The following is an 8949-nucleotide window of genomic DNA, read 5'->3' as shown; positions in this document are numbered from 1 at the left end:
CAAAACCAAGGGTGTGAAGACTTCAGTACTGCGCGCTGAACGAAGCAAGCTATCGCCGCGTTCTATCGAGTTCTTCATTTCGACAATTCGGGATGCAATATAGTGATTTCCGGCCGCTTCAGCTGCGATCGCCAACGCGTGAGTGATCGGCATTCCCGCTTTCAGCATCATGGCAAAATTGCGAGTGAACCTGGACAAGGTGATCTGTTCAAACAAAATGCCGACGATTGGAAAATTTAACTTTCGACGGTCCCACTCATATTTTCCCTTTTCCGTCCGCACCCAATAACGAAAGCTGAAGATCGCCGCTATCACCAAACCAATCATGAGCCACCAATACTCCAGACAAAAGTTAGAGGTCGCCACCAGTATTTGGGTGGGTAGAGGCAAATCAGCGCCAAACTTTTTAAAGACACTTGCAAACTTAGGGATAACAAAAATATTAACAATAAACAGCGCGATGAAAATCGCTGACAATACCATGGTAGGGTAGCGTGTCGCCTGCTTTACGCGCTTACGCGTGTCTCTCTCTAGCTCTAGGTTTTCCGAAAGCTGATGAAAAGCCTCCTCGAGCTGACCCGTATTCTCACCCACATGAATCATACTAATGAACAATTCACTGAATACTTTTGGGTGAGCCTGCATCGATGACGCGAGATTGGTACCAGACTCAAGCCTACTGGCGACATCCATCAAGGTCTCTTTCAATTTCTCGGAGCGCGTCGATTCAGCCAAGCCCTTCATCGCTCTAATGATGGGAATACCTGCTCGAGCGAGTGCATTCATCTGACGACAAAAGATTATCAACTCATCAAGCGTGACTTTCTTAGGAAAAATATCAAAGTTGATGCTGAGTTCTTTTCCTGCTTTTTCAGCTTCCTCAACAATTCTAATCGGCGTAATACCCTGACGCGCTAGCTCATTGGCAGCCGCATTCTGCGACGCCACAACGAGTTGGCCGTTAACGGCCTCACCCTTACTATTGCGCCCCTGATATTTATACGTCGCCATGATTAGAAAACCTCGTCAATATCCAGATCTAGCTCAAAGTGATCGTCGTCTTCTGGGTCACTATCGTGAAGCGTCGCCGAGACACGGAATACTTCATCGAGGCTGGTGAGCCCCTGCTTGGCGTAATCCAAAGCACATAGCTCCAAAGGCCTAAAGTATGGATTCGCCCGTGCAGCTTTTTCAAACGCATCTGGGTCAGCACGACGGAGTGCGCTCAGAGTCCCTTGATCCATCTCAAGCCATTCATAGATGCCGATACGCCCCTTGTAGCCGGTATTACTGCACTGATAGCAGCCAGAACCGTGTTTGAACCCTTCAGGAATAGGCTCTTCCTCGGAGACGAGATTGGTCAACCATACGCGCTCTTGAGCCGAAGGCTCATAGTCGGTACCGCAATTGTCGCAAACTCGCCGTACCAATCGCTGAGCCATAACGCCCAGAAGTGAACTTGCAACCAAGTAGGGCTCTGCACCCATATCGATCAAGCGCATAGCGGAACTAACCGCATCATTGGTATGCAACGTAGACATCACCAAGTGACCTGTCATCGCAGCGCGTAAGCCAATTTCCGCTGTTTCCTGATCTCGCATTTCGCCAACGAGAACGACGTCGGGGTCTTGACGCAAGCACGCGCGCAAGACGGACGCAAACGTTAATCCCACTTTAGGATTTACCTGCACCTGTGTAATGCGCGGCAAACGATATTCTACGGGGTCTTCTGCGGTAATAATCTTCACTTCGGGTTTGTTCAAGCGCTGCAACGCACCATACAATGTCGTTGTTTTACCACTACCGGTTGGCCCCGTTACCAGAATCAAACCATGCGGTCGAGTAATGGAAGCTTTAAAGCGTTTGAGTATCTGATCTGGCATCCCGCTATGCTCTAAACCGAGCATTCCATCGGTTTGATCTAGCAAACGCATTACGACTGATTCGCCGTACTGGGTAGGCATTGTGGATAACCGTACATCAATCGACCGGTTCTTGACGCGAATATTAAACCGCCCATCTTGCGGAACGCGCTTTTCAGAGATATTCAGTCCCGACATCAATTTCAAGCGAAGAACTAGCGCAGCATTAATCCGCGTTTCCTTCATTTCCTGCTCTTGCAAAACACCATCAATTCGCAACCGAATGCGCACCACATTCTCATCCGGTTCGATATGGATATCCGATGCTCGCGCCATCACGCCATCTTCGAAAATCGATTGCAGCAGTTTCACCACCGGAGCATCAGAGTCATCGCCTGTCGCTGTAAGCTCGGCAAGATCAAATGCATCGTCGGAAAGCTCGCTATCTAACTCCTCTGCGAGGTTCGAAATTTCGTCCGTTCGTCGATACACCATATCGAGCGTGCTAAGCAGCTCACTTTCACGGACCACGGCATGACGCGTAGGTTGTTGTACTTTTTGAGAAATTTCATCCAGAGCCATTAGATCCATTGGATCAGCCATACCAATGAGCAAGCTACCCTGCTGCTCATCCAAGACTATAGCCCGAAATCGTCTCGCCAATGCCTCCGGAAGTTTTTTGATCAACTCTTGATTAAACTGATAGTGCTTGAGCTGGACGAAGGGGATTTCAAGCTGACGAGAAAGCAGATTAAGCAAACTGTCTTCATCGACGTATCCAAGATCAATGAGCGTCTGGCCCAGCTTTCTTCCAGACTTTTTTTGCTCACCCAGAGCCGTCATCAACTGCTCTTCAGTGATAACGCCATTCTGGATCAAAAGATCGCCAATCCGGATTTTTTTCTTCGGTTCACTCATACTGTGAAAATCTTTAGCCTAGTTGGTTAGGAAAGAACACTTACAACGTAAGTTGTTGCAAGCGCGACTGGGAAAAACTCGCTAGAGAGCTTTTCAGATTTGGCAGAGCCAAAGCCTGTCGATAAGCCAGCACAGCATCGTTATATCGCTGCATCTGATCGAGGCCAATTGCCATACCGACCCACCAGTCAGCGATATCAGAATTTTGCTCAAGCAACAACGAGTATGTGTCTACGGCTTCAGCAAACTGACCCTCTTGCTGATAATACGAGGCCATCAACGCAAAATATTCTAGGTTTTCTTTTACTGGTGGACGCGCGCTATTCAGCACGTCTAGAGCCGCACTTAACTTACCTTGTGCCGCAAACCAACGCGCCTTAACTTCCCTCAAGGCGACAATCGAACGCCCATCGACAGCCGCAAGCAATGCACCCGTTTCTTCTAAACGCTGTCGGGAAAGCAATGTACGAGCAAGCACCACACGGCTCAGACTGTCGACTTCATTTTCAGCAATATAACGATAGAGTGAATCGATTGTGTTCTGGTCGTAGCCCGTTTTTAGGGCTTCCGCAGCCTGTAGTGCATTCGCCTGATCTTGTGCCTTGGGCGTCAAAACGACACCTGCCGAAGAGGATTTCGAGGACGTCTCAGCGTCAGCGCGTGCAAGGGTTTGATTAACCGGCTCTGCCTTCTTTGGCTGTTGGACGCTTATTGCCTTTTTGGAAGCCAATTGTGACGAAGGCGCCTCCTCCTTCTTAACCGATACCGCATCGATGGCCGTTTGAGTAGGCAACTCGGGTTTTTCTTGCACTGTACTGATTTGTGCGGGCTCCGAAGACGCGACGGTTAACGCTCTCTCTTGCTCTGACTTAGCTTGAGCCGGCTGGGTTTGAGCCGGCTTGCCTTGAGCGGAGCTGGTCTCCTCTGCCTGCTTGCGGCCATTCTCTGCATATTCGACGTTTTTGGTTTGCGCTGCTTCCTTAGAATCCATAGGTGCTACCGGCGCACGTTCTGCTTCTTCGAGATTGGAGATCGAAGCGTCACTCATAATAGCCGATGTGGATTGACCCGCAGCGTCGGTCATCACTCCCTCTGGCAGAGTATCGCTTGGCTTTAACAAAAACCATGCGCTCATAACGACCACAACAAGCATCAAAACAGCAATGAGTAGCCGCCACCGAGACATGGGTGACTTCGGAGCCACGAGCGAACGAGGTAAGCCTGAAGGTGCTTGTCTTTCGTTTGCCATCCGAGCATCAAGATCTCTAAGCATCTCATTGATAACACTCATCCCAGCAGACCTCCCATTTGCAGGTATCCAGTCAGACTGCCAAGCGTTGTGACCGTAACAATCCACGCCGTGACCTGCCATGGCAGTTTAAAACGCTTTTTCCGATAGACGCTCTCTGTATCTTGAATCGCGCCCTTCATATGCTCTCTTTTCACCATGGAACTGCCTTTGCCATAAGCTGCCATCAGTGCTTTATGACAAAGGACATTTAGTAATCGTGGTATGCCACCAGAGGCGCGATAAAGTTGAGTTACCGCACCTTCGTCAAACAAGCGATCACCAGAATAGCCCGCTAGAATCATACGATGAGAAATATAGCTTTCGACATCATTCCGCGTCAGAGGCTGAAGCTTGTGCTGGAAGGTAATTCGTTGACGGAGTTGTCGTAACTCCTCACGAGACAACATATCGTCAAGCTCGGGTTGACCAAATAAAATCACCTGCAGGAGCTTTTCAGACTCTGTTTCCAAGTTCGTGAGCAGGCGCAAAGCCTCTATTGTTTCCATCGGCATGGACTGCGCTTCATCGATAATTAACACAACTTGTTTGCCGACAGCCGTCAGTTCGAGAAGCTTCTCATTAATATGCTTGAGCGCGAGCACGCTTCTTTCAGTTGTAAAAGATCGCGCAGAACCGCTGCTTTCTGCCGCGTCATGGCAGTCAATACCAAGCTCATCCGCGATCATGCAGTAGAGTGTTTCTGGAGAACAATGCGGATTCGGCACGTAGGCTGTTACATAATGCTCGTCCAAGGCATTGAGCAGCTTCCTGCAAAGCAAGGTCTTTCCGGTTCCTACCTCTCCGGTGAGCTTTATGAAGCCTTCTTTATTATTTAACGCAACAAGCAAGGTCTCTAAACCTTGCCGATGCGTTTCAGATTTCATGAAAAAATGGGTGTTGGGTGTCAGCGTAAAAGGCGCTTCACGCAGACCGAAGAATGCCTCGTACATAACAAGCCTCACTGATAAAAGTTAGTTTCCGGCGCTTGCCCCATTTGATCACGAAACTTTCCAAACCGTTCCCGACTCTCACGAATATCCGATTCATAAACAGAATCGTCCGTAATAGTTGGTCGCAATAGAATGACCAACTCAGTTTTGTTTTCTTTCTCGGATTTTTGCTTGAATAATTCACCTAGCAATGGAATCTCTGACAAAAACGGTACCGACGAATTCTCATCTGAGCTAATTGTCTGTATCAGGCCACCGATCACCACAATCTGGCCATTTTCCGCAGTAATCACACTATCTGACTCACGAATAGTCGAAAGAGCCAGAGGTAGATCGATATCTTCGCCCGAAATAGAAATAATCTTCTGTTGATCTTCCACGCTGCTAATCGACGGATGCACATGCAAAACAATTTTACCGTCTTCACTAATTTGGGGAGTAACATCGAGCGCGATTCCAGAGAAGAACGGTGTTAGCTCAATATCTGTAGAATTAGAGTTTGTATCGTTGTTTGACTCAAAGTCGATATCGGTAACAAAGTACTCATCCTTCCCTACTTTAATCACTGCTTTTTGATTATTTACCGTCGAAATTCTCGGGCTAGAAAGAACCTGAACATTGCCTTGCGTACCTAATAAATCAATGGTGGTCGTAAAGTTACCAAGACGTACAGTAGAAGAAAAAACGCCTCCGCCTCCGGCAACGGCATTTGCTACCGTGCGTGCATCTAATCCAACGTCAATGGATCTTCTAGCAACACCTGCGGCTGTAAATTCACCAGCTTCGGCAAAGGTCCAGTCAATACCCTGTTGATAAGACTGGTTTAATTCAACTTCTAGAATTTTAGCTTCTAGAATAACCTGGCGTCGCATGATCAGCTCAGCACGGCGAAGATAATTTTCCACAGCCGTTAACGATTCCGAGTCAGCGCGAACAACAATCACACCCGCGCTTGGCGTTAATACAACAGAGTTCCCTTCTTTCGAGCCGATAATTAACTGGAGGGTGTTCTGCAAATTGCTCCAAAAACTATGCTCGCTTTGCGTATTAATCTGTGTTCCTCGTGAGGCTCGACCAGACTGGGAGTTACCACCCAGAGACGAATCATCACTATCCGTATTGTTGCTCGGCCCCATCGTAATTTGTCCAGAACTCACACTCGTTTCGGAGCCGCCGCGTCTCACCACATCAAGGTAATCAATGTGAAAAATGCGGGTTCGCATGCCGGTTGCAAAGACTTTTGTCAGACGATCTTTGCGTTCGTATTCATAACCGTATATTTCTTTCGTCACCTCTAGAACTTCTTCGACGGTAACGTTTTTTAGATTCAGACTAATAAGGCCGGAAACATCAGGGTGCACAACCATGTTTTCGGAAGTGCCAGCGACAAGGCCAGCAAAAAACTCTGCCGCGGGAACACGGTCAACCGAGATATCAAAGCGAGGCTCAGCGGCCAAGCTACTTCCATCTTCTATTCCCGGGGTTAAAGCCGAAAGGACGTCATTCGAAAGCGCGGGTGGTTCGGGCTTTTCAAGGATCTGGTCTAGATCTTCATTTATCTGATCTATACCTGCCGTTGTGTTTGCACTGGGCGACTGCATCAGTGCGTTCTGGTGAGCACATGCCGAAAGCAAGCTACACCCTGCCATGACCAAAACTCGAAAAAACTTTAACTCACCCATTTAAACACCTTGCCATGTTCGTATACACCTTGGTTGTAGGACCGCCCTAGATTCGGCAACCATACATTTCTGTTACTGTCCGATATCAGAATCTAACGATTAATCTTGATATCTTTGCTGGGCATTCTCATTGCCAACACCCGCTTTTTACCTTTTACGGATAGCGTCACGCTATCAGAACTAATCGCTACCACTTTTGCCCCGCTAACAACGTCACCAACCGCAACTTTCTTACCATTCACGATCGCGAGATTACGGTTCTCAGCGCGCAGTATGTAACTCAAACGATAGCTAATCTCGGGTTTCGCTTTCGCCTGTGCCTTTGGCAATCCGAGCGGTCTGGTTGGATCTTGCAACACCTCACCGCTTGGCAGCTTGTAATTCGCCTGCGCGCAGGCGACCCAGATAAATCCTACCAAGAGAAGCGCTAGTTGTTTTGTCTTAGACACCAATCCACTCCTCTTCCAGGCTTAAAGTATTTAGCTCTATCGTGAGTATTCCTTTGGGATAATCCTCTACTTGATAATCCAGCGCATGCCAGTAAAAGCCTTTCATTTCTTCGAGGCCTTGCAAGAACTGCAACGCCTGGAAGTAACCTCCCTCCAAGGTCATTTGGAAACCGTGGGAGTAAATTACAGCGCCAGCCTCAGAGGTATCCTCTCTGTCCAATGACTCAGCATCATCTCCATTCCCTTCGTCCTCAGAAGAGCCAAGAGCAAGGCGCTCAACAGGGAGGTTACGTGCAGAGACAAGAGTCAATCCCTTATAATCTGCCAAAACTTCCTGCATGGTTTGCGCCATTTGGGATGGCGGCATCAGATGCGCAAGCTGCTCTCTAATTTCTTCACCAAGCTCATTGAAGTGCTCCTCTAGCTCGTTGTTCTCTGCCTGTAGAGGATCATTCGGGTTCTGCTGCAACTTTGCTTCTAAAGTATGAATATCGGCTTTTAGCTCGGCGAGGTCAGATTCAGCCAGCAATAAACTTTGATTTGCGGCTTCGTGCTTTACTTCCCATGAAGAAAAGAACAATTGCAACCAAAGTATGATGATAAAGATAAGACCAGTGGCAAAAATGATCACGCGTTCGCGAACCGAAAGGGCTTCCGCTTTTTCTTGCAACAGCATCCACTTATCGTTCATTTCGCGACTCCTCTACCAACTTGGTAGCATCGGGTAACCCGCGACGCTGCGATACGATCAACTCAACAGTTTCTTTCGGCACCGCCTGCAACTGGAAATGGATTCGAGACGCATTTTTCTCGTCTTGCTTCAAATCGAAGGTGGTAAAGTTTCGTCCTACGAATACAGGCTCCTGTTTCAAACGCTCAAGGTAAGCGGGCACCTGCTTACCAGACACTGCGACCCCCTCAAGAGCCATACTTGCGCCCGATTCGGCGACATTGATACGCGTCAACCATAGCTGCTGATTAGTCTGACGCGCCAAACCGACCATGTACGATGAAAAACCTTGAGTATCACGTACCGATACCGAGTCGAGTGTTTCTAAAAGTGCTTTGCGGGCTTGAATCTGTTGTTTAAGCCGTTTGTTTTGCCTGAGCAGGGCGTCATCCAGCCGCAACATCGCAACCTTGGCCTCTAGAGACGTTTTCGCGTCTCGTTGGATACTAAGACTCTGTCGCGTATTCTCAAGCTGCGCGTCCAGATCAGCCTGTTCAAAACTAAGCCAAACTGAAATTAAAATGAGTATNCTCAACAGCACCCCGTAGAGCACCGCCATCTGCATTAACGGAAGAATGACAATTCGTGGGCGAAACTCTTCGGTATAGAGGTTAACTTGCTGCATTAGTCACGCTCCCCTCGATACATTGCGCCAACGGACACGAGCGCATTAATCGCTTCTAAGTCGTTTTCCATATTCAGGGGATTTAAATCTAGGCCGATCACTTTTGCGGTAATGCTTCCACCAAGCATATTCGCCAAAGGTGTACTTGGGTCAGGGCCAAAAAGTATTAGCTCGCCAGGGGGGCGCTGTCCTAACTGACTTTCAAAGTAATCAAAAGAGCGTTGTACTTCGAGAGCAAGTTGTTGAATCACTTGCTCTTGCTGAGAAGGCTCGTTCAAAGCTTCTGTAGAGAAGTCAAAATGTCGCGCCAAATAAAGGCTATGATCTTTGACGAATACCATAATCCCTGCGCCTCGCCGGAGATACAACATAGCGACTGGCCTTTCTGGGTCTGACACTTGCGTAACCGCCACATTTCTCAAACACAGCTCAGCAATATCAA

Annotated in this window: 8 protein-coding genes and 1 pseudogene; all 9 read right to left on the bottom strand. The window is 48.2% G+C overall.

What is annotated here, in order from left to right:
- Window positions 1-1011, bottom strand: a 1011-nt coding sequence (locus A3751_RS04430) for a type II secretion system F family protein (protein ID WP_068452638.1), incomplete at its 3' end; no start/stop codon positions are given.
- A gap of 2 nt (window positions 1012-1013) precedes the next feature.
- The gene (locus A3751_RS04425) at window positions 1014-2780 is read right to left on the bottom strand and encodes a GspE/PulE family protein (protein ID WP_068452636.1); all 1767 of its coding nucleotides are present in this window, start codon (window positions 2778-2780) and stop codon (window positions 1014-1016) included.
- Window positions 2781-2820: 40 nt separating this feature from the next.
- Window positions 2821-4071 carry a hypothetical protein gene (locus A3751_RS04420; protein WP_068452633.1) on the bottom strand — a complete coding sequence of 417 codons (1251 nt, stop codon included), beginning with the start codon at window positions 4069-4071 and terminating at the stop codon, window positions 2821-2823.
- Window positions 4068-5021: an ExeA family protein gene (locus A3751_RS04415; protein WP_068452630.1), complete on the bottom strand. Its 954-nt coding sequence runs from the start codon at window positions 5019-5021 to the stop codon at window positions 4068-4070. The genes A3751_RS04420 and A3751_RS04415 overlap by 4 nt, the downstream gene beginning before the upstream one ends.
- 8 nt (window positions 5022-5029) lie before the next feature.
- Complete coding sequence (gene mshL, locus A3751_RS04410; RefSeq protein WP_156492250.1) at window positions 5030-6703, bottom strand: pilus (MSHA type) biogenesis protein MshL; 1674 nt, start codon at window positions 6701-6703, stop codon at window positions 5030-5032.
- A 92-nt stretch (window positions 6704-6795) separates the two neighbouring features.
- Entirely contained in the window at window positions 6796-7152 is a 357-nt protein-coding gene (locus A3751_RS04405; RefSeq protein ID WP_082863053.1) for a hypothetical protein, read from the bottom strand.
- Window positions 7145-7843, bottom strand: a complete 699-nt coding sequence (locus tag A3751_RS04400) for a hypothetical protein (RefSeq protein WP_068452627.1) — start codon at window positions 7841-7843, stop codon at window positions 7145-7147. Before A3751_RS04400 ends, A3751_RS04405 begins: the two co-directional genes overlap by 8 nt.
- On the bottom strand, window positions 7833-8507 hold the full coding sequence (locus tag A3751_RS04395; protein WP_068452625.1) for a PilN domain-containing protein: 675 nt from the start codon (window positions 8505-8507) through the stop codon (window positions 7833-7835). Before A3751_RS04395 ends, A3751_RS04400 begins: the two co-directional genes overlap by 11 nt.
- A pseudogene (locus tag A3751_RS22630) lies at window positions 8507-8949 on the bottom strand (hypothetical protein); the annotation flags it as partial. The gene A3751_RS04395 and the pseudogene A3751_RS22630, both read right to left, overlap by 1 nt.

This window comes from Oleiphilus sp. HI0080, assembly GCF_001635135.1.
Note: the sequence above shows the minus strand (reverse complement) of the source record. Positions and strands in the feature narration are given on the sequence as shown.

Coding starts and splice junctions, on each gene's coding strand:
- A3751_RS04400 (WP_068452627.1), bottom strand. CDS start 7,843: ATGAACGATAAGTGGATGCTGTTGCAAGAAAAAGCGGAAGCCCTTTCG.
- A3751_RS04415 (WP_068452630.1), bottom strand. CDS start 5,021: ATGTACGAGGCATTCTTCGGTCTGCGTGAAGCGCCTTTTACGCTGACA.
- A3751_RS04425 (WP_068452636.1), bottom strand. CDS start 2,780: ATGAGTGAACCGAAGAAAAAAATCCGGATTGGCGATCTTTTGATCCAG.
- mshL (WP_156492250.1), bottom strand. CDS start 6,703: ATGGGTGAGTTAAAGTTTTTTCGAGTTTTGGTCATGGCAGGGTGTAGC.
- A3751_RS04420 (WP_068452633.1), bottom strand. CDS start 4,071: ATGAGTGTTATCAATGAGATGCTTAGAGATCTTGATGCTCGGATGGCA.